17 protein-coding genes are annotated in these 21,474 nt (G+C 73.1%); 8 read left to right on the top strand and 9 right to left on the bottom strand.

The window, feature by feature from the left end:
* Window positions 1-78 precede the first annotated feature (78 nt).
* Together EAO77_RS09750 and fahA are read left to right on the top strand one after the other, a co-directional pair.
* Window positions 79-2,169 carry a CocE/NonD family hydrolase gene (locus tag EAO77_RS09750; RefSeq protein ID WP_147987628.1) on the top strand — a complete coding sequence of 697 codons (2,091 nt, stop codon included), beginning with the start codon at window positions 79-81 and terminating at the stop codon, window positions 2,167-2,169.
* An 88-nt stretch (window positions 2,170-2,257) separates the two neighbouring features.
* Window positions 2,258-3,484 carry a fumarylacetoacetase gene (gene fahA / locus EAO77_RS09745; protein WP_147987627.1) on the top strand — a complete coding sequence of 409 codons (1,227 nt, stop codon included), beginning with the start codon at window positions 2,258-2,260 and terminating at the stop codon, window positions 3,482-3,484.
* 119 nt (window positions 3,485-3,603) lie between these two features.
* Here fahA and EAO77_RS09740 read toward each other — a convergent pair whose 3' ends face one another.
* Together EAO77_RS09740 and EAO77_RS09735 are read right to left on the bottom strand one after the other, a co-directional pair.
* Complete coding sequence (locus EAO77_RS09740) at window positions 3,604-4,467, bottom strand: carbohydrate-binding protein (protein ID WP_147987626.1); 864 nt, start codon at window positions 4,465-4,467, stop codon at window positions 3,604-3,606.
* A 38-nt stretch (window positions 4,468-4,505) separates the two neighbouring features.
* Complete coding sequence (locus tag EAO77_RS09735; protein WP_147987625.1) at window positions 4,506-5,480, bottom strand: helix-turn-helix transcriptional regulator; 975 nt, start codon at window positions 5,478-5,480, stop codon at window positions 4,506-4,508.
* Between the two features lie 243 nt (window positions 5,481-5,723).
* Here EAO77_RS09735 and EAO77_RS09730 point away from each other — a divergent pair, with 243 nt between their 5' ends.
* The 6 genes from EAO77_RS09730 to EAO77_RS09705 all read left to right on the top strand — a co-directional run bounded on the left by EAO77_RS09730 (window position 5,724) and on the right by EAO77_RS09705 (window position 12,607).
* Window positions 5,724-6,494 (top strand): GntR family transcriptional regulator, encoded by a 771-nt coding sequence (locus EAO77_RS09730; RefSeq protein ID WP_147987624.1) that lies wholly within the window; start codon window positions 5,724-5,726, stop codon window positions 6,492-6,494.
* Window positions 6,495-6,581: 87 nt separating this feature from the next.
* Window positions 6,582-6,809 (top strand): ferredoxin family protein, encoded by a 228-nt coding sequence (locus tag EAO77_RS09725; protein ID WP_147987623.1) that lies wholly within the window; start codon window positions 6,582-6,584, stop codon window positions 6,807-6,809.
* Between the two features lie 16 nt (window positions 6,810-6,825).
* Window positions 6,826-8,190: an ABC transporter substrate-binding protein gene (locus tag EAO77_RS09720; protein WP_147987622.1), complete on the top strand. Its 1,365-nt coding sequence runs from the start codon at window positions 6,826-6,828 to the stop codon at window positions 8,188-8,190.
* Entirely contained in the window at window positions 8,187-8,981 is a 795-nt protein-coding gene (locus EAO77_RS09715; protein WP_147987621.1) for an ABC transporter permease, read from the top strand. The genes EAO77_RS09720 and EAO77_RS09715 overlap by 4 nt, the downstream gene beginning before the upstream one ends.
* The gene (locus EAO77_RS09710) at window positions 8,978-9,796 is read left to right on the top strand and encodes an ABC transporter ATP-binding protein (RefSeq protein WP_147987620.1); all 819 of its coding nucleotides are present in this window, start codon (window positions 8,978-8,980) and stop codon (window positions 9,794-9,796) included. Before EAO77_RS09715 ends, EAO77_RS09710 begins: the two co-directional genes overlap by 4 nt.
* Before the next feature lie 138 nt (window positions 9,797-9,934).
* Window positions 9,935-12,607, top strand: coding sequence for a fumarate reductase/succinate dehydrogenase flavoprotein subunit (locus tag EAO77_RS09705; protein WP_147987619.1), 2,673 nt, complete (start codon window positions 9,935-9,937; stop codon window positions 12,605-12,607).
* 604 nt (window positions 12,608-13,211) lie between these two features.
* On the opposite strand, the gene nuoN is transcribed toward EAO77_RS09705, so the two are convergent.
* The 7 genes from nuoN to nuoH are packed head-to-tail and all read right to left on the bottom strand — an operon-like array spanning window position 13,212 to window position 21,473.
* Window positions 13,212-14,867, bottom strand: a complete 1,656-nt coding sequence (gene nuoN / locus EAO77_RS09700) for an NADH-quinone oxidoreductase subunit NuoN (RefSeq protein ID WP_147987618.1) — start codon at window positions 14,865-14,867, stop codon at window positions 13,212-13,214.
* Window positions 14,864-16,435 (bottom strand): NADH-quinone oxidoreductase subunit M, encoded by a 1,572-nt coding sequence (locus tag EAO77_RS09695; protein WP_147987617.1) that lies wholly within the window; start codon window positions 16,433-16,435, stop codon window positions 14,864-14,866. Before EAO77_RS09695 ends, nuoN begins: the two co-directional genes overlap by 4 nt.
* A 1-nt stretch (window position 16,436) precedes the next feature.
* Window positions 16,437-18,335, bottom strand: coding sequence for an NADH-quinone oxidoreductase subunit L (gene nuoL, locus EAO77_RS09690; protein ID WP_147987616.1), 1,899 nt, complete (start codon window positions 18,333-18,335; stop codon window positions 16,437-16,439).
* Window positions 18,336-18,351: 16 nt separating this feature from the next.
* Window positions 18,352-18,651, bottom strand: coding sequence for an NADH-quinone oxidoreductase subunit NuoK (gene nuoK / locus EAO77_RS09685; RefSeq protein WP_147987615.1), 300 nt, complete (start codon window positions 18,649-18,651; stop codon window positions 18,352-18,354).
* On the bottom strand, window positions 18,648-19,487 hold the full coding sequence (locus EAO77_RS09680) for an NADH-quinone oxidoreductase subunit J (protein WP_147987614.1): 840 nt from the start codon (window positions 19,485-19,487) through the stop codon (window positions 18,648-18,650). Before EAO77_RS09680 ends, nuoK begins: the two co-directional genes overlap by 4 nt.
* The gene (gene nuoI / locus EAO77_RS09675; protein ID WP_147987613.1) at window positions 19,484-20,146 is read right to left on the bottom strand and encodes an NADH-quinone oxidoreductase subunit NuoI; all 663 of its coding nucleotides are present in this window, start codon (window positions 20,144-20,146) and stop codon (window positions 19,484-19,486) included. Before nuoI ends, EAO77_RS09680 begins: the two co-directional genes overlap by 4 nt.
* Complete coding sequence (gene nuoH / locus EAO77_RS09670) at window positions 20,109-21,473, bottom strand: NADH-quinone oxidoreductase subunit NuoH (RefSeq protein WP_147989052.1); 1,365 nt, start codon at window positions 21,471-21,473, stop codon at window positions 20,109-20,111. The genes nuoI and nuoH overlap by 38 nt, the downstream gene beginning before the upstream one ends.
* Window position 21,474 lies beyond the last annotated feature (1 nt).

Below are 21,474 nucleotides of genomic sequence, written 5' to 3'. Positions count from 1 at the left end.
CGGCGCGGCCCTCCCCGCGGGCTCCCGACCGCCCCGGCGGGAGGGCCGCGCCGCGGGCCGTCCCGCAGGGGACCCGCCATGCGCACCCGCACCGACTTCCCCCACGAGACGGTCCGCGAGGACGTCCGCGTCCCCCTCCCGGACGGCGTCACCCTGCACGCGCGCGTCTGGCGGCCGGTGAGCGGCCCGCCCGTGCCCGCCCTGCTGGAGTACGCCCCGGACCGGCTGACCGACGCCTCCGCCGTACGGGACGGGGAACGCCATCCCTGGTACGCGGGCCACGGCTACGCCTCCGTACGGGTGGACGTCCGCGGCCACGGCAACAGCGGCGGTGTACCGGGCGACGAGTGCGGGGCGGGCGAGCTCGCGGACGGCGTGGCCGTCGTGGAGTGGCTGGCCCGGCAGCCGTGGTGCACCGGGCGGGTGGGCATGTTCGGCGTCGGGCCGGGCGGCCGCTGCGCGCTCCAGGTCGCCGCGCTGGCGCCCGGGCCGCTGCGGGCGGTGGTGGCCGTCTGCGCGAGCGACGACCCGTACGACGGCGACGGCCCCTACCTGGGCGGGGCGGTGACCGGCCGGGGCCTGCACGGCGGCGGGGCGGCCCGCCTCGCGCACGCGGCGCGGCCGCCCGACCCGCGGTACACGGGGGAGGGATGGCGGGAGACGTGGCTGCGCCGCCTCGCGGCGGTGGAGCCGGCGGGCCACACCTGGCTGGCGCACCCGCGGCGGGACGCGTACTGGCAGAGCGCCGGTGTCGGCGACGACACCCGGGCCGTCCGGGCCGCCGTGCTCGCGGTCGGCGCTCTGCACGACCCGGCCAGGGACAGTGTGCTGCGTCTCGTCGAGCGGCTGCCCGAGGGCCGGGTGAGCGGCCTGGTCGGCCCCTGGCCGCACGGCTATCCGGACCGCGCCACCGGGACGGACGACGGCATCGGCTTCCTCCAGGAGACGCTGCGCTGGTGGGACCGTTGGCTGGGGGACCGCGACACGGACGAGGCCCCCTGGCCGCCGCTGCGCTGCCGGCTCGGGGCCGCCGCCCCGGCCCGGGGCGGCTGGACGACGGCCGGCGGGCCGTCGCCGCGGGTCACCGAGGTGCCGTACGCCCTCGGCGGCGGCCCCGTCCGGGTGGCGTCGCCCCCGCACACGGGCATCGACGCGGGCGCCTTCCGCCCGGCCGGGAGTGCCGGGGACCTGCCGCCGGACCAGCGCGAGGAGGACGCGCGGTCGGTGTGCTTCGAGTTCCCCGTCGGCGAGGAGCCGGTCACCGTCCTCGGCCGGCCCGGGCTGACCCTGAACCTGCGCGCGCCGCGGCCGATCGGCCCCGTCGTGGCCCGGCTGTGCGACGTGACCCCGGACGGCACCTCCGTGCTCGTGACCCGGGGCGTACTCCTGCCGCGGGGCGACGAGGCGGGCTCCGCCGGGGAGCCGGCGGCCGGCGGCGCGGGGACGGGCGGCGAACCGCCCGCCGCGGGCGGGACGCGGGGCGGCGAACCGCCGGGCGCGGGCGGGACGCGGGGCGGCGAACCGCCGGGCGCGGAGGCGGGCGCAGGCCCCGGGCGGGTCGTCGAGGTGGCGCTGTCGCTGGCCGCGCACGTCTTCGCGCCGGGCCACCGCATCCGGCTCGCCGTCTCGTCGGCGTACTGGCCCTGGGTCTGGCCGGAGCCGGGGGCCGGCGGTTTCGTCCTGGACCCGGCGGGCTCCCGCCTCGCCCTGCCCGTGCTCGGGCCGGGCGGCGGCCCGGCGGACGGGCCGCCGCCCGTCCCCGAGCCCGAGCACGCGGCGCCGCCCGCCGTCGCCGTCCCCCAGACCTTCGACGCCGGCCGGCCGCGCCTGCTGGTCACCCGGGACGTCGCCGAGGGGCTGTGGACGCTGGAGTCCACGCCCCACCCCGGCGGCACCCAGGTGCACCCGGACGGCCTGGAGTACACCGAGGAGGCGCACGAGACGTACACGATCCGGGACGGCGATCCCCTCTCCGCCCGCGCGCACAGCGTCCGCACGGTCCGGCTCCACCGGCCCGCGTCGGGCTGGGACGCCCGGGTCGAGGCGACCTCGACCACCGTGCGGGACGCGGAGGGCTTCTCGACCACCGACGAACTGGTCTGCCGCGACGGGGACGAGGTGGTCTTCCACCGCACCTGGGAGGAACGCTTCCCCTCCCCCGCCGGGTGACCCGCGGCGGCGGCCCGGGACGCTCCCGTGCACCGGTGAGGCCCACGTAACGTGTCGTCCACACCCGTGGAAAGCGAGGCAGGCACCGATGTCCGAGCAGAGCCCGCTCGATCTGGCCGAGGGCGATCCCTTCGGCCCGCACAACCTCCCGTACGGCGTTTTCACCACAGCGGACGAACCGGAGCGCCGCAGGCTCGGCGTGCGGATCGGCGACCACGTGCTCGACGCAGGGGCGGCCGCCCTCGCGCTCGGCTCCCCGTACGCGGATCTGCTCGCCCAGCCGAGCCTCGGCCCGCTGCTCGCCGCCGGGCGCACCGCCTGGCGCGACGTGCGCCGGGCGCTCACCGCGTGGGTCACGGTCCCGGCCCACCGGCCGGACATAGAGCCCCTGCTGCACCCGGTCGGCGCCGTGACGATGCACCTGCCCTACGAGGTGGCGGACTACGTCGACTTCTACGCGAGCGAGAACCACGCCACCAACGTCGGCCGGATCTTCCGCCCGGACGGCGACGCGCTCACGCCCAACTGGAAGCATCTGCCGATCGGTTACCACGGCAGGTCGGGCACGATCGTGGTCTCCGGGACCGACGTCGTCCGCCCGTCGGGCCAGCGGAAGGCCCCCGCCGACGCGGCGCCCGTCTTCGGGCCCTCCGTCAAGCTGGACATCGAGGCCGAGGTCGGCTTCGTCGTCGGCACCCCCTCCGCGCTCGGCAGCCCGGTGCCGCTGGACGCCTTCCGCGACCACGTGTTCGGGCTCTTCCTGCTCAACGACTGGTCGGCGCGCGACATCCAGGCCTGGGAGTACGTGCCGCTCGGCCCGTTCCTCGGCAAGTCCTTCGCGACGTCCGTGTCCGCGTGGGTGACCCCCCTGGAGGCGCTCGACGCGGCGCGCACCGCGCCGCCCGCCCGGGACGTCCGGCCGCTGCCCTACCTCGACGACGCCGCGGAGGAGGAGCCCGGCGGCTTCGACCTGCGGATCTCGGTGGCGATCAACGGCACGGTGGTGGCGGAACCGCCGTTCGCCTCCATGTACTGGACCGCCGCGCAGCAGCTCGCCCATATGACGGTCAACGGCGCGTCGCTGCGCACCGGCGACGTGTACGGCTCGGGCACGGTCAGCGGGCCCGAGGTGCACCAGCGCGGTTCGCTGCTGGAGCTGACGTGGAACGGCCGCGACCCGATCGATCTCGCGGACGGCAAGCGCACTTTCCTGGAGGACGGCGACGAGGTCACCCTCACCGCGTGGGCCCCCGGCCCGGACGGGGTGCGCGTGGGACTCGGCGAGGTCACGGGGAGGATCGTTCCGGCGCCCTGACCGCCCCGGGGCCGTTCCCCCGCGACGCGGTCACGACCGGGCCCCGGCACCCCCGGCTCAGGGGTGCCGGGGCCCGGCGTCGTACCGCGGTGGTCGGATGGTGACGGGCGGCCCGGTGGTCAGACGGCCCGCCACAGGGCGGGGACCGCCGGGGGCTCCCAGCCGGGCTGGGCCAGGTGGGTCTGGAGGCAGACGTACGCGGCGCCGCCGTGGGTGACTCGGGTGCCGGCCGTGTACGAGGTGCCCGCCGCCCAACTGCCGCCGGGCGGCGGCGTGGTCGGCCCCCCGGTCGGCGAGGGGCCCGGGGTCTGCGGCACGTTCAGCACGAAGTCGAAGGCGGCCTCCTTCGCGCCGCCGGCGTCCCGCACGGTCATCAGCAGGCGCGGGTCGAAGATGGTGTCCGTGGAGTTGCGCGGCTCGCCCGGGAAGTAGAGCTGGGTGGTCAGCACCGGACGCCCGGGAGCCTGCACCTTGACGTGGATGTGCCGGGTCCGGCCCGGATAGAGGCCGGGGACGATCGTGGTCAGGCTGAAGGCGCCGTTCGCATCGGTGTACTGGTGGCCGCGGAAGCGGAAGCCCGTGTTGTCGTAGGCGCCGTTGACGTCGGCCTGCCAGAAGTCCAGCAGCGTGTTCGCGATCGGCCGGCACGCCAGACCGAAGACGTATCCGGTGACGGTGAGCCGGGTGCCGGGGGTGCCGGGCTCCAGCAGCGAGGTGCGGCGCGGCGAGGAGGGCTTGAAGTAGGGGCCCTCGGTCTGCGGGGGCGTCGGGTCGTCGCCGTCGTCGCACTCGGGGGTCACCTGCGGCGCGGTGCCGCCCGCGCCCGCGGTGCGGGCCAGCGCCGGGACGCCCATCAGGACGGCCGGCGCCGCGACGGACGCGGCGAGCGCGGCGCGCAGCACCGTCTTGCGGCTGGGATGCCGGGCGGGTGCGCCCTGCTCCGCGCGGGATGACGTCTCGCCGGGGGTGGTCTCGCCGTCCATGTCTGCTCCTTGTGGGGGCTTCGGGATCGGCTTCGAACCTAGGCTCGGCGCTCGGTGCGGGCGATGGACTCGATCCGGTGTTCGTGGTGAATATCCGCGCCGCGCCGGAAGTCCCCGGGGCTGATCCCGGTCTCCCTGCGGAAGAAGCGGCAGAAGTAGGCCGGGTCGCCGAAACCGACCCGTCCGGCCACCTGGCGCACCGACAGGTCGGTGCGCGCGAGCAGCCGTTGCGCCTCGTGGGTGCGGGCGGCGCGCACCAGCTCCCCCGGGGTGCGGCCGGTGGCCGCCTTGACCGCCTCGGCCAGATAGCCGGCCGTGACGCCGATCCGGCCGGCGCAGGCGCTCACCGACCACAGGGCCGGGTCGTTGCCGCCGATCAGCCGGGTGAACTCCCCGGCGACCGAGGCGGCCCGCCCCGGCCCGTTCTCGCCGGACGGGGCGGGCACCGCTCCGTCCGGCGGGGCGGCGCTCCCCGTCATCCGGGACGCACGGACGACGAGCACATGGAGCAGCGCGCGCAGCACGGAGTCGAAGCCCTGGGCCCCGCGCGCGTACTCGTCGGCGAGTTCGGCGACGAGCCGGGCGACGCCGGAGTGCCCGGCGTCGTCCAGGGTCAGCCACGGCCGTCCGCCGAGCTCGCGCAGCAGGTCCCGGTCGCCGGGGTGGTCGCGGAGGAAGCCGTCGGTGAACAGCACGACCGAGCCGTCCAGGTGCCGGGCGTCCTCCCAGTGGTGGACCTGCCCCGGCGCGATCACGCACAGGTGGGGCGGAGCCAGCTCCCAGCGGGCCAGGTCCACCACATGGGCGCCGGTGCCGCCGGTGACGTGGACGATCTCCCAGAAGGTGTGGCGGTGCGGGAAGTCGGCCCGTGACATCGGGCCGATGGTGTCGAAGGTGCCGATCGCGAAGGGCATCGCGTTGGGCATCGGCACCTCCAGCCGGTGCATGGGCAGAACGTCCTCCCCGGACGTCCGGCACGGGGCCGTTCCCGGTGTCACGGTGGTGCCGCGCATCGTCTCGCTCCCTCACCGACGGACCATTGGTCCGGACCTGTTGGGCCGCCACACCATGCCACGCGCCGCCCCGGCGCGGAACGGGGCCGTGGGCCCCCGCACGGGCGGCCCAGGTGGCGCACAAGTGGCAGATCTTTCCGACCGCTCCACGAAGCCCCAGGTCAGCGCAGTGCCGACAGGGCCTCAGGTGGCGCAATACTGCGGCAACACCATGGCGCGCACCGCCTCGGTAGGGTCCGTCGCATGCCAGCCGAACGCATCCGTGAGCACGCAGTGCCCGTCGCCGCCGCCCGCCGGCGACGGCTGCGCGCGGACCAGGCGCGGCAGCTCGCCGATCTGCTGCGGCACCAGATCCGCACGGCCGGCTTCCCCGGCGGCGTCCTCCCCCTGGAGGGCACCATCGGGGCCGACTACCGGGTGTCGCGCAACACCGTCCGGCAGGCGCTGGACCTGCTGCGGGCGGAAGGGCTGATCGAACGGCAGCCCGGTGTCGGCACGGTGGTGGTCGCCGAGAAGTACCCGCACGGCCTCGACCGCCTCCAGGGCCTCGCCGAGACCCTCCGTGAACACGGCACCGTCACCAACGAGGTGCGGACCGTGGGCCCGGTCACCGCCCCCGGACCGGTGGCGCGGCGGCTGGGCGTCGCCGAGCACTCCGAGGTGCTCTACATCGAACGGCTGCGCCGCCTCGGCGGTCTGCCCCTCTCCCTGGACCTCACCTACATCCCGATGGACATCGGTTCGGGCCTGCTCGACTGCGACCTGGAGCACAACGACGTGTTCCGGCTGCTGGAACGCCTCACCGGGCAGCCGCTCGGCACGGCGGACATCACCCTGGAGGCCGTCAACGCCGACGCGCACTCCGCGGCCGTCCTGCAGGCGCCGCGCGGCGCCGCCGTGCTGATGCTGGAACGGCTCACCCATCTGCGCGACGGACGCCCCGTGGATCTGGAGTTCATCCGGTTCCGCGGCGACCGCATCGCCATGAGCGGACTGCTCCACCGCGCCGGCTGACCCGGCCGGCCCGCACCCGCGGACCGACCGCCCCGGTACGCCGCGGCGTGCCCCTCCCGCCCTCTCCCGCCACTCCTGGAGACCGCCATGCCTCTGGCGCCCCAGCGGGCCGACGTGCCCGTGACCATCGACGAGTCGAAGTGCATCACCGGCTGCACCCTGTGCGTCGACATGTGCCCGCTCGACTCCCTCGCCATCCGCGAGGACGACGGCAAGGCCTACATGCACGTGGACGAGTGCTGGTACTGCGGCCCGTGCGCCGCCCGGTGTCCCACCGGCGCGGTCACGGTCAACATGCCCTACCTGCTCCGCTGAGAGAGGCCCGTCCCCCATGAAACGCACGGCACCCCGCGCCCTGCTCGCGCTCGCGCTCCTCGTCCCCGCCGCGGCCGGCTGCGGCGGCGACGCGGACGCCGGCGGACCGGACACCGTCACCGTGACCGTCGGCTACCAGTCCAAGACCATCAACACCGTCACCGCCGGCACCCTGCTGCGCTCCCTCGGCTACTTCGAGGAGGAACTTCAAAGGCGCGGCGCACGCGACGGCGTCACCTACGAGGTCCGCTGGCAGGACTACGCCACCGGCGCCCCCATCACCGCCCAGATGACCGCCGGGAAGATCGACATCGGTTCCATGGGCGACTTCCCCCTGCTGCTCAACGCGGCGCGCGGCAGGCAGCTCGACCGGCCCACCCGCCTCGTCTCCGTCACCGGCTACAACCTGCGCGGCGGGCTCAACACCATCGTCACCGCACCCGGTTCGCGCCTCGACTCCCTGGGCGACCTCAAGGGGAAGAAGGTGTCCACCAGCGTCGGATCCGCCGCCGACGGCACCCTGGTGCGGGCCCTCCAGCAGGAGGGCCTGGACCCGCTCGAGGACATCCGCAAACTCAACCAGCAGCCCGCGGTGGGCGCTTCCGCGCTCCAGTCCGGCAGTGCCGACGCGCTCTCCCAGTTCGTGGCCTGGCCGGGACTGCTCGCCTACCAGGGGCGGGCCGAGGCCCTCTACGACGGCGCGGCCCTGGACCTGCCGACCTTCCACGGGGTCACCGCCCGCGAGGACTTCGCCGAGAAGCGCCCCGCCGTGCTGGAGGACTTCCTGCGCGCCCAGATCCGTGCGACGGAGTACCTGCGCGAGAAGCCGGTCGCCGCGGCCGAGTCCGTCGCCGAGGCCACCGGGCTCCCGGCCGAGGTCGTCTACCTCTACAACGGCGCCCACGGCATCGCCACCTTCGACACCACCCTCAAGCCGGAGCTCGTCGCCGCGCTGAAGAAGGACGTCCCGGTGCTGGCGTCCGCCGGACTCGTCGGGGACGTGGACGCGGAGACGTTCGTGGACTCCTTCGTCGACGACCGGTACGTGCGGCGCACCCACGGCGCCGGCTACGACGAGGCACTCGCGGCGAAGGCCCCGTCCGCCCGCGGCGAGGTGTGGCGCAAGGACGGCACCACGACACCGTACGACGATCCCACCGCCCTGCTCCGTGCGGTGGCGGCGGGCGACGGCACCGTCAGGGCGGCGTACGTCCCCGACACCACGACCGGGACGCAGTGGTTCGCCGACAAGGCGGTGTGGGTGGCCGACGGTGCGCGCCTGCTGCCGTTCGTCGCCCCGTCCGCCGCCGCCGACTGGATCGCCGGGCACCCCGGAGCCCGCACCGTGTCCTACGAGCAGGCCCTGGAACGGGCCTCATGACCCGCGCCGCCCGCCTCACCCTGCGCGCCCTGTCGCTGGCCGGCGCGCTCGGGCTGTGGCAGCTGCTGACCGCCCACGACGTGAACCTGTGGCTGCGGTTCGAGCAGTTCCCGACGGTCACCGAGGTGGCGCGGGCCTTCGGGCAGCGCGTCGGGGGCGCTACGTACTGGCAGGACCTGACCGACAGCGTCACCCGGATCGTGACCGGCTTCCTGCTGGCGGCCCTCGCCGGTGTCGCCGTCGGCACGGCGGTCGCCCGCTCGCGGGTGGCCGAGGACGTCGTCGGACCGCTGCTGGAGGTGCTGCGCCCGATACCGGCGATCGCCCTGGTGCCGGTCGCGATCCTGCTCTTCCCCAGCAACGAGCAGGGCATCGTCTTCATCACCTTCACCGCGGCCTTCTTCCCGGTCGCGGTCTCCACCCGGCACGCGGTCCGCGCCCTGGCGCCCGTCTGGGAGGAAGCGGTGCGGACCATGGGCGGCGGCCGCGGCCGGGTGCTGTGGTCGGTGGTCCTGCCGGGCGCCCTGCCCGGCATCCTCGGCGGGCTCTCCGTGGGCATCGGGGTGTCGTGGATCTGCGTGATCTCGGCCGAGATGATCTCCGGCGAGTACGGGGTGGGCTACCGCACCTGGCAGGACTACACGGTCGTCGACTACCCGGGCGTCCTCGTCGGCATGGTCACCATCGGCGTGCTCGGCTGGCTCACCTCCACCGCGGTCGAGGTGGCGGGCCGCCGGGTGACGCGCTGGCTGCCCAGGAGCACGGCCCACACCACCGAGGAGCACCGATGAGCACCACGACCGCGGGCGCCGTCGACGCCACCGCGAGCACGGCCCCCGGAACCAGGCTCGGGCTGCGCTCGGCGGCCCTGGGCCGCCGGGGGGAGGGCGGGGCCGTGCTGGAGGGCGTGGACCTGGACGTCGTCCCCGGCGAGGTCCTCGCCGTCGTCGGCCCTTCGGGCTGCGGCAAGTCCACCCTGCTGCGCACCCTCGCCGGGCTGCTGCCCCCGCTCTCCGGCGAGGTCACCCAGGACGGCGAGACCGTGCGCGGGCCCGGCGCGGAACGGGCGCTGGTCTTCCAGGAGGACGCGCTCCTGCCCTGGCGGACCGTGCGCCGCAACGTCGAACTGCCGCTCGCCGTCAAGGGCGTGCCGCGTGCCGCCCGGCGCGCGACGGCCGAGGCGTGGCTGGAGCGGACGGGGCTCACGGGCCACGGGGACAAGTACCCCCACCGGCTCTCCGGCGGCCAGCGGCAGCGCGTCCAGCTGGCCCGTGCCCTCGCGGGCGAGCCGCGCGCCGTCCTGATGGACGAGCCGTTCGGCGCCCTGGACGCCCGGACCCGGGCCGGGATGCAGCAGCTCCTCGTCGAGGTGCTGGGCGGCACCGGCGCCACCGTCGTCTTCGTCACCCACGACGTCGACGAGGCGCTCCTGCTCGGCGACCGGGTGGCGCTCCTCGGCCGCGGCACGGTGCTCGACGTCCTGGGCGTGCCCCGGCCCCGGGACCGGGACGCCCGTACCGACCCGCGCACGGAAGCCCTGCGGCGCACGGTCCTCGCCTCCCTCGACGAGGACGCCCGCCCGCTCGCCGCCCGCGGCGACGGCTGACGCCTCCGCGCGCCTCCGCGCCTCCCCGCGCCTCCCCCGACGAGACGAACGCCGCCTCGTCCCGCCCGCCGACGACGGACGTCTCCCCGCCCGCTCGCCGGCGACCGACACACCCACGGAACAAGGAAGGGCCCAGCCATGCGGATTCCGGCCATCGAGGACGCGGACGAGATCAGCTGCGACGTGCTCGTCGTGGGCGGCGGCACCGCCGGGACCATGGCCGCGCTCACGGCGGCCGAGCACGGAGCCGACGTGCTCCTCCTGGAGAAGGCGCACGTGCGGCACTCCGGCGCACTCGCCATGGGCATGGACGGCGTGAACAACGCCGTCGTGCCGGGGCGGGCCGAGCCCGACGACTACGTCGCCGAGATCACCCGCGCCAACGACGGGATCGTCGACCAGTCCACCGTCCGGCAGACGGCCACCCGCGGTTTCGCGATGGTGCAGCGGCTGGAGTCGTACGGGGTGAAGTTCGAGAAGGACGAACACGGCGAGTACGCGGTGCGGCAGGTCCACCGGTCGGGCTCGTACGTGCTGCCCATGCCCGAGGGCAAGGACGTCAAGAAGGTGCTCTACCGGCAGCTGCGCCGCAGGGAGATGCGCGAACGCATCCGCATCGAGAACCGGGTGATGCCGGTGCGCGTGCTGACCCACGACGGGCGGGCCGTCGGCGCGGCCGGGTTCGACACCCGCACCGGACGGTTCGTCGTCGTCCGGGCGGGCGCCGTCGTCCTGGCGACGGGCGCCGCGGGACGCCTCGGCCTGCCCGCGTCGGGCTACCTCTACGGCACCTACGAGAACCCGACCAACGCGGGCGACGGCTACGCGATGGCCTATCACGCCGGCGCCGAGCTCACCGGCATCGAGTGCTTCCAGATCAACCCGCTGATCAAGGACTACAACGGCCCGGCCTGCGCCTACGTCGCCAACCCGTTCGGCGGCTACCAGGTCAACCGGCACGGCGAGCGCTTCGTCGACTCCGACTACTGGTCGGGCCGGATGATGGCCGAGTTCGCGGAGGAGCTGGCCTCCGACCGGGGCCCGGTCTACCTGAAGCTCAGCCATCTGCCCGAGGAGTCGGTGGCCGCGCTGGAGGGCATCCTGCACACCACCGAACGCCCCACCCGCGGCACGTTCCACGCGAACCGCGGCCACGACTACCGCACCCACGACATCGAGATGCACATCTCCGAGATCGGCCTGTGCGGCGGGCACTCGGCCTCGGGCGTGCGCGTCGACGACCACGCCCGCACCACCGTGCCCCGGCTGTACGCCGCCGGCGACCTCGCCTGCGTCCCGCACAACTACATGATCGGCGCGTTCGTCTTCGGGGATCTCGCGGGCGAGGACGCGGCCCAATACCGCGCGTACGAGGGCGAACTCCCCGCCGACCAGCTGCGCGAGGCGCACGAGCTGGTGTACCGGCCGCTGCGCAACCCCGACGGGCCGCCGCAGCCCCAGGTGGAGTACAAGCTGCGCCGCTTCGTCAACGACTACGTCGCCCCGCCGAAGAGCGGGGCCCGGCTCTCGCTCGCCGTGGAGCACTTCGAGCGGATGCGCGGCGAGATCGCCGCGATGGGCGCCACGACCCCGCACGAGCTGATGCGCTGCGCGGAGGTGTCCTTCATTCGCGACTGCGCGGAGATGGCGGCACGCGCCTCGCTGGCCCGCACCGAATCCCGGTGGGGCCTCTACCACCAGCGGACCGACCATCCCGGCACCGACGACGAGGGCTGGCTGCACCACCTCGACCTGCGCAAGTCGGCTTCGGGAGCGATGGAGTTCACCGCCCGGCCGGTGGCGCCGTACCTGGTGCCGGTCGACGAGTACGCCCCCGTCGGCGGCCCGTCACGTCATCTCGGGGAGGTCGCGCTCGCCCAGGTGGCGACGGCCGGACCGCGCGAGGTGGCACCGACCGGCTCGCGCATCGCCGCGCGCGCCGCCGCGAAGGCCGGGCCCGCCACGGCCTCGCCCCGGATCCTGGAACTGCTGGCACTCGCCGAGAGCGACCCCGAACTCCGCGCCCTGCGGCCCTACCTGGCCGATCCCGACCCGGCGGTGCGCCGCGCGGCCGTCGCCGCGCTCACCGAGACCGCCCCCGACGGCACCGGTCCCGCCCTCGCCGGGGCGCTCGCCGACACCGACGCCGGGGTCCGGGCGGCGGCCGCCGAGTCGCTGCGCGAACTGGTGGAGACCCTGCCGCCCGACCCCGCGCTCCGTGACCTGCTGCTCGCCGCCCTCGCCGCCGCCGACCCCGTCGTCCCGGCGGCCGCCCTCGACGTGCTGCGGGAGCTGCGCCTGGGCGCGGCCCCGGCCTACGCCGGGGCGCTCGCCTCACCGGAGATCGGCGTCCGGATCGCGGCCGTGCGGGCGCTGGTCTCCGTCGACGCCGTGGCGGACCTGGCCCGCGCCGCCGCCGACGCGGCCCGCGAGGTGCGGGTGGCCGCGGCCAGGGGGCTGGCGTCGGTGACCGTGCCCGGGGTACTGGCGCCCCTGACGCGGCTGACCGGCGACCCGGACCCGCTGGTGCGGGCGGCCGCCTACGAGGCTCTGGGCACGGCGGGCTGCCCGGCGGACCTGGCCGCCGCGGCCCGGGCCGCCCTCGCCGACCCGGCCTGGCAGGTCCGCGCGGGCGCGGCGAAGGCCCTCGGCGCGGCCGCGGCCGCCGACGCGGTGCCGGCCCTCGCCGAGGCCCTCGGGGACCTCAACGCCGACGTCCGCAAGGCCACCGTCCTCGCCCTCCTCCGCCACCCCTCCGCCCCGCAGTACTTCCTGGACCTGGCGAACCAGGCGGGCACCTTCGTCCGCTGACCCACCGGCCCACGACACGCCGAAGGTCCGGCGCCTCCCTCGGGGGAGGCGCCGGACCTTCGGCATGCGGGGCCACCGGCCGGGGGCGGGCGCCGCCGCTCGGCGGTGATCGCGGCCCGGCCTTCGCGGGGCCCGGCCTTCGCGGCGGCGCGCGCGGCGATGCGCGAGCCGGTCGGTGCCACCTCGCGCGGTCCGGCCGTCGCCACCTGGGCGGGTCACCACGGGATGATCCCTACACACGTGCGTCCAGACGGTGCTGCCCGCCATCGAGGTGGTCCCGCCCGAGTCGCCGACCCGGGACCGGGAGACCGCGCCGCTCGAGTACGCCCGGGCGAGGATCCGCCACTACCGGCGGGTGCAGAACCAGCGGGGGAAGCCGGTCGTCCGCGTCGTCGAGCCGGAGCCGGGCGCCGGCGCCTGCACGCCGGCGGGGCGTCTTCCACGACCGGATGAAGGTCGACGCCCCGTTCCCCGTCGATCTGGATCCGACGGCGATCACCGCCGAGCGGCGGCGCCCGCCCCCGGCCGGTGGCCCCGCATGCCGAAGGTCCGGCGCCTCCCCCGAGGGAGGCGCCGGACCTTCGGCGTGTCGTGGGCCGGTGGGTCAGCGGACGAAGGTGCCCGCCTGGTTCGCCAGGTCCAGGAAGTACTGCGGGGCGACGCCGAGCACCAGGGTGACGGCGACACCGACGCCGATCGTGGTGATCGTCAGCGGCGACGGCACGGCGACGGTCGGGCCCTCCGGCTTCGGCTCGCTGAAGAACATCAGCACGATGACCCGGATGTAGAAGAACGCGGCGATGGCCGACGAGATCACACCCACCACGACCAGCGCGCCGGCGCCGCCCTCCGCCGCCGCCTTGAAGACGGCGAACTTGCCGGCGAAGCCCGACGTCAGCGGGATGCCGGCGAAGGCGAGCAGGAAGACCGCGAAGACCGCCGCCACCAGCGGCGAACGCCGCCCCAGCCCGGCCCACTTGGACAGGTGGGTCGCCTCGCCGCCCGCGTCGCGGACCAGGGTGACCACCGCGAAGGCGCCGATGGTCACGAAGGAGTACGCGAGCAGGTAGAAGAGGACGGACGAGACACCCGAGGGGGTCGTGGCGATCACACCGGCGAGGATGAAGCCGGCGTGCGCGATCGACGAGTACGCCAGCAGGCGCTTGATGTCCGTCTGGGTGATGGCGACGATCGCGCCGCCCAGCATCGTGACGATGGAGACCGCCCACATGACCGGCCGCCAGTCCCAGGCCAGGCCCGGCAGCACCACGTAGAGCAGACGCAGCAGCGCGCCGAAGGCGGCGACCTTGGTCGCGGCGGCCATGAAGCCGGTGACCGGGGTCGGGGCGCCCTGGTAGACGTCGGGCGTCCACATGTGGAACGGCACGGCACCGACCTTGAAGAGCAGGCCCATCAGGATCATCGCGCCGCCGATCAGCAGCAGCGCGTCGTTGCCCATGGTGTCGGCGAGCGCCGGGTCGATCGAGCGGACGCTGCCGTCGACGACGTCGGCGATCCGGGCGTACGAGACGGAACCCGCGTACCCGTAGAGCAGCGCGATGCCGAAGAGCAGGAACGCCGAGGAGAAGGCGCCCAGCAGGAAGTACTTCACCGCCGCTTCCTGGGACATGAGCCGCTTGCGGCGGGCCAGGGCGCACAGCAGGTAGAGCGGGAGGGAGAAGACCTCCAGCGCGATGAAGAGGGTCAGCAGGTCGTTGGCTGCCGGGAACACCAGCATGCCGGCGATCGCGAACAGGGCGATCGGGAACACCTCGGTGGTGGTGAACCCGGCCTTGACCGCGGCCTTCTCCTGGTCGCTGCCGGGCACGGCGGCCGGTTCGGCGGCGAACGAGTCGATCCGGTTGCCGTGCGCCTCGGGGTCGAGGCGGCGCTCGGCGAAGGTGAAGACCGCGACGACCGACGCCAGCAGGATCGTGCCCTGGAGGAACAGCGCCGGGCCGTCCACCGCGATGGCGCCCATCGCGGCGATGCCCGCCTTCGTCGTGGCGTATCCGCCCGCGGCGAGCCCGACGACCGCGGCGAAGGAGGCCGCGAGCGCGACCACGGTCACGAACAGCTGGGTGTGGTACCTGGCCCGCCGCGGCACGAAGGCTTCCACGAGGATGCCGACGAGGGCGGCACCCACGATGATCAGCACCGGGGCCAGCTGGTCGTACTCGATGTGGGGTGCGGGGATCCTGCCGAGCGGCTCGGCCTCCGCCGCTGTTGTCCACAGGCTGTGGACAGCTGTCTGGCTCACTTGGCCGCCTCCACCTCGGGCCGGGGGTCCTGCTTCTGTACGTCGGACATCGTGTGCTCCACGGCCGGGTTGACGATCTCCGTCAGCGGCTTCGGGAACACGCCGAGGAAGAGCAGCAGCGCGATCAGCGGCGCGACGACCACCAGTTCACGTGCCTTCAGGTCGGGCATGGTGCTGACCTCGGCCTTCACCGGCCCGGTCATGGTGCGCTGGTAGAGCACCAGGGTGTAGAGCGCGGCGAGCACGATGCCGGAGGTCGCGATCACACCGGCCACCGGATACGCGGAGAACGTGCCGACCAGCACCAGGAACTCGCTGACGAACGGCGCGAGTCCGGGCAGCGACAGGGTCGCGAGGCCGCCGACGAGGAATGTGCCGGCGAGCACCGGGGCGACCTTCTGCACACCTCCGTAGTCCGCGATGAGACGCGACCCGCGACGGGAGATCAGGAAGCCGGCGACCAGCATCAGCGCGGCGGTCGAGATGCCGTGGTTGACCATGTACAGCGTCGCGCCCGACTGCGCCTGGCTGGTCATCGCGAAGATGCCGAGCACGATGAAGCCGAAGTGCGAGATCGAGGCGTAGGCGACCAGGCGCTTGATGTCCCGCTGGCCGACCGCCAGCAGCGCCCCGTAGACGATGCTGATCAGCGCCAGCACGATGATCACCGGGGTGGCCCACTTGCTGGCCTCCGGGAAGAGCTGGAGGCAGAAGCGGAGCATCGCGAAGGTGCCGACCTTGTCGACGACGGCCGTGATCAGCACGGCGACCGGTGCGGTCGCCTCGCCCATCGCGTTCGGCAGCCAGGTGTGCAGCGGCCACAGCGGGGCCTTGACGGCGAAGGCGAAGAAGAAGCCGAGGAACAGCAGCCGCTCGGTGTTCTGCGCCATCTCGAACTGTCCGCTCGCGCGGGCCTCGGCGATCTCGGAGAGCGAGAAGCTCCCCGCGACCACGTACAGCCCGATGACGGCGGCCAGCATGATCAGACCGCCGACCAGGTTGTAGAGGAGGAACTTCACCGCCGCGTAGGACCGCTGGGCCGCCGCGTTCTCCTCGCTGCCGCTGTGCGCCCGGTCGCCGAAGCCGCCGATGAGGAAGTACATCGGGATGAGCATGGCTTCGAACAGGATGTAGAAGAGGAAGACGTCGGTGGCCTCGAAGGAGAGGATCACCATCGCCTCGACCATCAGGATCAGGGCGAAGAAGCCCTGCGTCGGCCGCCAGCGCTTGCTGCCGGTCTCCTGCGGGTCGGCGTCGTGCCAGCCGGCGAGGACGACGAAGGGGATCAGCAGCGCGGTCAGCGCCACCATCACCACGCCGATGCCGTCGACGCCCAGTTCGTAGCGGACGCCGAAGTCGGCGATCCAGGAGTGGGACTCGGTGAGCTGGTAGCGGTCGCCACCGGGCTCGAACCGCACGAGCACGACCGCGGCCAGCACGAGCGTGGCCAGCGAGAAGAGCAGCGCCAGCCATTTGGCGGCCGTCCTCCGCGCGGCGGGGACGGCGGCGGTGGCGATCGCACCCACCGCCGGGAGCACCGCCGTTGCCGTCAGGATCGGGAAGGACATATCAGACCGCCCTCATCAGCAGGGTCGCGGCGATCAGGACCGCCGTACCGCCGAACATCGAGACCGCGTAGCTGCGGGCGTAGCCGTTCTGCAGCTTGCGCAGCCGGCCGGAGAGCCCGCCGAACGTGGCGGCCGTGCCGTTGACCACGCCGTCGACCAGGGTGTGGTCGACGTAGACCAGGGAGCGGGTGAGGTGCTCGCCGCCGCGGACCAGGACCACGTGGTTGAAGTCGTCCTGGAGCAGGTCGCGTCGGGCGGCCCGGGTGAGCAGCGAGCCGCGCGGCGCGGTGACCGGGACCGGCTTGCGCCCGTACATCACCCAGGCGATCGACGCGCCGATCACCAGCACCACGACGGTGGACGCGGTGATGGCCGGGACGCTGATGACCGGGTGCGGGTGCTCGAACTCGGTCACCGGGGCCAGCCAGTTGGCGAACCGGTCGCCGATCGCGAAGAACGCGCCGGCGAAGACCGAGCCGAAGGCGAGCACGATCATCGGGATCGTCATGGACTTCGGCGACTCGTGCGGGTGCGGCTCGTGGCCCTCCGCGTCGGGCTGCCAGCGCTTCTCGCCGAAGAACGTCATGATCATCACGCGGGTCATGTAGAACGCGGTGATGCCGGCGCCCAGCAGCGCGATGCCGCCGAAGATCCAGGCGCGGGCGCCGTCTCCGTAGGAGAACGCCGCCTCGATGATGGTGTCCTTGGTCCAGAAGCCCGACAGGCCCGGGAAGCCGATGATGGCGAGGTAGCCGAGGCCGAAGGTCACGAAGGTGACCGGCATGTACTTCCGCAGCCCGCCGTAGCGGCGCATGTCGACCTCGTCGTTCATGCCGTGCATGACCGAGCCCGCGCCGAGGAAGAGCCCGGCCTTGAAGAAGCCGTGGGTCACCAGGTGCATGATCGCGAAGGCGTAGCCGATCGGGCCGAGGCCCGCCGCGAGGACCATGTAGCCGATCTGCGACATGGTCGAGCCGGCCAGCGCCTTCTTGATGTCGTCCTTCGCGCAACCGACGATCGCACCGAAGAGCAGGGTGACCGCGCCGACGACGACGACGGCGAGCTGTGCGTCGGGGGCGGCGTTGAAGATCGCGCCGGACCGGACGATGAGGTACACGCCGGCGGTCACCATGGTCGCCGCGTGGATCAGGGCCGAGACCGGGGTCGGGCCCTCCATCGCGTCGCCGAGCCAGGACTGGAGCGGCACCTGCGCCGACTTGCCGCACGCCGCGAGCAGCAGCATCAGGCCGATGGCCGTCAGCGTGCCCTCGGAGGTCTCGCCCACCGATCCGAGGACCGGCCCGAAGGCGAAGGTCCCGAAGGTGGTGAACATCAGCATGATGGCGATCGACAGGCCGATGTCGCCCACCCGGTTGACGAGGAACGCCTTCTTGGCCGCCGTCGCCGCGCTGGGCTTGTGCTGCCAGAAGCCGATGAGCAGGTACGACGCGAGACCGACACCCTCCCAGCCGACGTACAGCAGCAGGTAGTTGTCCGCGAGGACCAGCAGCAGCATCGCCGCGAGGAAGAGGTTCAGGTAGCCGAAGAAGCGGCGGCGCCGCTCGTCGTGCTCCATGTACCCGATGGAGTAGATGTGGATCAGGGTGCCGACGCCCGAGATCAGCAGGACGAAGGTCATCGACAGCTGGTCCAGCTGGAAGGCGATGTCCGCCTGGAAGCCCTCGACGGGGATCCAGCTGTACAGCGTGCTGGTGAGGGCGCGGTCGTCCGCGTCCTTGCCGAGCATGTCCGCGAAGAGCACGGCGGCGAGGACGAAGGAGGCGGCGGCGAACAGGGTGCCGAGCCAGTGGCCCGTCGTGTCGAGGCGACGGCCGCCGCAGAGCAGCACCGCCGCTCCGAGCAGGGGCGCCGCGACGAGCAGCGCGATCAGGTTGTCCACGATGTGTCCCGTCCCCTTACAGCTTCATCAGGCTGGCGTCGTCGACCGAGGCCGAGTGGCGGGAGCGGAACAGCGACACGATGATCGCGAGTCCGACCACGACCTCCGCCGCCGCGACGACCATCGTGAAGAACGCGATGATCTGGCCGTCGAGGTTGCCGTGCATCCGAGAGAAGCCGACGAACGCGAGATTGCACGCGTTGAGCATCAGCTCGATGCACATGAAGACCACGATCGCGTTCCGCCGGATCAGCACACCGGCGGCACCGATGGTGAACAACAGCGCGGCGAGATACAGATAGTTGACCGGATTCACCGCGTGACCTCCTGTCCGTCCCGGTCGTGCCCGTCCGTGTCGCGTCCGAGCCGCTCCTCGGAGCGCTGTTCCAGGGCCTTGAGGTCGTCCAGCGCCTCGCGCGACACGTCGCGGATCTGGCCGCGGTCGCGCAGGGTGCGGTTGACCGTGAGCTCGGACGGGGTGCCGTCGGGCAGCAGGCCCGCGATGTCCACCGCGTTGTGCCGGGCGTAGACGCCGGGGGCGGGCAGCGGCGGCAGGTGCCTGCCCTCGCGCACGCGCTCCTCCGAGAGCTCGCGCTGGGTGCGGGCCCGCTCGGTGCGTTCGCGGTGGGTGAGGACCATCGCGCCGACGGCGGCCGTGATCAGCAGCGCGCCGGTGATCTCGAACGCGAAGACGTACTTGGTGAAGATCAGGGCGGCCAGACCCTCGACGTTGCCGCCGCGGGCGGAGTTGGCCGCGCCCAGACCGTTGAAGTTCTTCAGGGAGGCGTTGGCGATGCCGGCGATCAGGAGGATGCCGAAGCCGAGCCCGCACAGGGCGGCCAGCCAGCGCTGCCCCTTGATCGTCTCCTGGAGCGAGTCGGCGGCGGTGACGCCGACCAGCATGACCACGAAGAGGAACAGCATCATGATCGCGCCGGTGTAGACGACGATCTGCACGATGCCGAGGAAGTAGGCGCCGTTGGCGAGGTAGAACACCGCGAGGATGATCATGGTCCCGGCGAGACACAGCGCGCTGTGCACCGCCCGCCGCATCAGGATCGTGCACAGGGCGCCGATGACGGCGACCGTGCCGAGGACCCAGAACTGGACGGCCTCGCCGGTGGAGGTGGCGGAGGCGGCGAGCACGTTCATGCGCCGATCACCTTCCCCGACGCGGGCTCGTCCTCGCCGAACGTGGACTCGCCCTCCTGGACCTGCTCGCCCCGGGACGCCGCGGTCTGCCGGACCGTGCCCGGGGCGGCCTCCGTGACCAGGCCCCGGTAGTAGTCCTGCTCGTCCGTGCCCGGGAAGATCGCGTGCGGCGAGTCGACCATGCCCTCGTCCAGACCGGCGAGCAGCTGCTCCTTGGTGTAGATGAGGTTCTCGCGGCTGCTGTCGGCCAGCTCGAACTCGTTGGTCATCGTGAGCGCCCGGGTGGGGCACGCCTCGATGCACAGTCCGCACAGGATGCAGCGGGCGTAGTTGATCTGGTAGACGCGGCCGTACCGCTCACCCGGGGAGTAGCGCTCCTCGTCGGTGTTGTCCGCGCCCTCGACGTAGATCGCGTCGGCCGGGCAGGCCCAGGCGCACAGCTCGCAGCCGACGCACTTCTCCAGCCCGTCGGGGTGGCGGTTGAGCTGGTGCCGGCCGTGGAAGCGCGGCGCCGTGACCTTCGGCTGCTCCGGGTACTGCTCGGTCAGCCGCTTCTTGAACATGGCCTTGAAGGTCACGCCGAAGCCGGCGACCGGATTCTGGAACGAGCTCTCGGAACCCTCAGACACCGTCGGCCTCCTTTCCGTCCTGAGGACCATCACTGTCCGTACCGGGTCCGCCACTGGAGATCAGTTCGCGGTCCCGCCGCGGGCGCCTGCGCGGCACCGGCGGCAGCTCCTGCCCTGGCAGCGGCGGTACGGGGAACCCGCCGGCCATCGGGTCGAACGGACCGGGCGCGGTCTTCGCCGCCTCGGCCTCCTTGTCCTTGCGCCCGCGGAAGATGTCGGCCACGAAGGACAGCAGGAGCACCGCGATCACGGCCCCCGCGACGTAGAGCACGATCTGCTGGAAGTCGTAGTTCTCGTTCCGCAGCGCCCTCACGGTCGCGACGAGCATCAGCCAGACCACGGAGACCGGGATCAGGACCTTCCAGCCGAGCTTCATCAGCTGGTCGTAGCGGACACGCGGCAGGGTGCCGCGCAGCCAGATGAAGAAGAAGAGCAGCAACTGCACCTTGAGGACGAACCAGAGCATCGGCCACCAGCCGTGGTTCGCGCCCTCCCAGAAGGTGGAGATCGGGTACGGGGCGCGCCAGCCGCCCAGGAAGAGGGTGACCGAGACGGCGGAGACGGTGACCATGTTGACGTACTCGGCCAGCATGAACATCGCGAACTTGATCGAGCTGTACTCGGTGTTGAAGCCGCCGACGAGGTCGCCCTCGGACTCCGGCATGTCGAACGGCGCCCGGTTGGTCTCGCCGACCATGGTGACGACGTAGATGATGAACGACACCGGCAGCAGCAGGATGTACCAGCGGTCCGCCTGCGCCTCCACGATCGCCGAGGTCGACATGGACCCGGAGTAGAGGAAGACCGAGGCGAACGCCGCGCCCATGGCGATCTCGTAGGAGATCATCTGCGCGCACGAGCGCAGACCGCCGAGCAGCGGGTACGTCGAGCCGGACGACCATCCGGCGAGCACGATGCCGTAGATGCCGACGGAGGCGACCGCGAGGATGTAGAGCATCGCGATCGGCAGGTCGGTCAGCTGCATCGTGGTGCGGTGGCCGAGGATCGACACCTCGTTGCCGGCCGGGCCGAACGGGATCACGGCGATCGCCATGAACGCCGGGACGGCGGCGACGATCGGCGCGAGGATGTAGACGACCTTGTCGGCCCGCTTGACGACGACGTCTTCCTTGAGCATCAGCTTGATGCCGTCGGCGAGCGACTGGAGCATGCCCCAGGGGCCGTGCCGGTTGGGGCCGATGCGCAGCTGCATCCAGGCGACGACCTTGCGCTCCCACACGATGGAGAACAGCACGGTGATCATCAGGAACGCGAAGCAGAACACCGCCTTGATGACGACGAGCCACCACGGGTCCCGGCCGAACATCGACAGGTCCTCGAGGGCCAGGACGGTCATT

The sequence above is a fragment of the Streptomyces sp. T39 genome (assembly GCF_008042045.1).
Classification (GTDB): Bacteria; Actinomycetota; Actinomycetes; order Streptomycetales; family Streptomycetaceae; genus Streptomyces.
This window is presented reverse-complemented; position numbering and strand designations above follow the sequence as displayed.